Raw genomic sequence first — 1,787 nt, 5'->3', positions numbered from 1 at the left:
AACGGATCGGCGGCTGGGGGTATCTTATTGGAGATGAAGGCAGTGGCTATGATATCGGCAGGGAGGCACTAAACCTGCTCACAACTATGCATGATGGGAGACAACCTAAAGATGATAGGTTTGTCGAGGGCATTCTTTCTCATCTCAATCTAGCAGAGATTCCAGAAATCATTACAGCTATTTACGAGGCCCCGTATCCACGATTGAAAATCGCTAGTCTCTCCAAACAAGTTGTCTGGTTAGCTGAACAGCGAAATATTAACGCCCGGGTTATTTTAACGAATGCCTTGAATCATCTCATAGATTTAGTAAAAGAATTGGAGAAGAGACATCACTCTTTAGTGCTTAGCGGCGGATTGTTCCAGTCTGCATTTTTCAGAGATTCATTTTATGAATTGTTGAATCAAAAGAATCTCAAACAAAATGTATGTTATCCAGAAATATCTCCCGCAGCAGGGGCGTGTGTCTGTGCCCTCATCACAGCGGGAATCCCAATAACAGAAGAATTAAAAGAAGAGATAAAGTCGTCTTACGAGTCTAGTGGCGGCAGCATGATTTAATGGAGGTACAAATATGACAGACGTCAACGATCAGTTGAATACGGAAATGAGAAATAAAAAGTCGGAACGCCTGCATCAGTTTTCAACACTTGAAATTATCGAGCTTATGAATGAAGAAGATCATGAAGTACCTATCGTCGTTAAAGCGGCGCTGCCACAGATAGAGAAGGTTATCGATCAGGCTGTCAAGGTATTGAAAAATGGAGGAAAGCTGTTTTATTTTGGAGCAGGTACAAGTGGCCGTTTGGGAGTGTTAGATGCCTCGGAATGTCCGCCAACCTTTGGTGTCTCCGAAGACCTAATCAATGGCATCATTGCCGGAGGAGATCACGCCTTACGTTATGCGATTGAAGGGGCAGAAGACAGTGAAGAAGCTGGGGCGGCGGATGTAAAAAAAAATGTGGATGCTAACGATATGGTGATCGGCATCGCTTCAAGTGGAAAAACTCCGTATGTGCTCGGAGCTATTAAAGAAGCTGAAAAAGCAGCTGTACCAACGGGGTGTATTGTATGTAATGAAAATTCCCCCCTCTCTCAATTAGTCACTTACCCCGTCGAATTACCGGTAGGAGCAGAAGTGATTACAGGCTCTACAAGACTTAAAGCAGGCACGGCTCAAAAGATGGTGCTCAATATGATTTCTTCAGCTGCTATGATTAAGCTCGGCAAAGTATATAAGAACTTGATGGTGAATGTAAAAGCTTCGAATGCTAAGCTCCGCCAACGCACGATTTCGATAATTCAGGAATTGACAGGAGTGGGAGAAGCAGAAGCCGTCCTTTACAGTGAACGAGCAGAGGGTGATGCACGTGTCGCCATCCTTATGTACTTACTGAAGACAGACGCAGAGCAAGCAAGAAAAATGTTAGACGAAAAAGGTGGAAACTTTGCTGAAGTGATGAAAAGCATTGAAAGTAAGTGAAGGAGGGAGCGTTAATTTAAGGTCCCCCTTTTGAATTAAGACTCTGTTGAATCCATAAGAAAAATTAAATATAAAGAGCCTTGGACAAAAGTGTATCAGAATGGTAGATTAGCGCAACATGTCCAATTCCTGCCATTACTTCGGGCGTTTGTCTTATAAGATGGAAGTAAGGCCGCTCCGACAGAATGCTTCGCTTTCCGCGGGCACGGACTCAGACTCCTTGCGGAAAAGCATCGCTGCGGGGTCTTCGGACACGTGCTGTTCCCGCATGAGTCTCCGCATTCTGTCTACGCTGATGAAAACGA

General features: G+C 44.3%; 2 protein-coding genes. Both read left to right on the top strand.

Going from position 1 to position 1,787, the window contains the following annotated elements; all coding sequences use genetic code 11:
• Positions 1-560: N-acetylglucosamine kinase (locus LD39_RS18155; RefSeq protein ID WP_035551220.1), on the top strand; the 560-nt coding region annotated here is incomplete at its 5' end.
• A gap of 13 nt (positions 561-573) precedes the next feature.
• Entirely contained in the window at positions 574-1,482 is a 909-nt protein-coding gene (murQ, locus tag LD39_RS18150) for an N-acetylmuramic acid 6-phosphate etherase (RefSeq protein ID WP_035551217.1), read from the top strand.
• The last annotated feature ends 305 nt before the right edge of the window (positions 1,483-1,787 follow it).

Source organism: Halobacillus sp. BBL2006 (assembly GCF_000786645.1).
Classification (GTDB): Bacteria; Bacillota; Bacilli; order Bacillales; family Halobacillaceae; genus Halobacillus.
The sequence above is the reverse complement of the archived record's forward strand: the minus strand, read 5'-3'. Positions and strand labels throughout refer to the sequence as shown.

Excerpts from the sequence above, each read along its gene's own strand:
- murQ (WP_035551217.1), top strand. The coding sequence starts at position 574 with ATGACAGACGTCAACGATCAGTTGAATACGGAAATGAGAAATAAAAAG.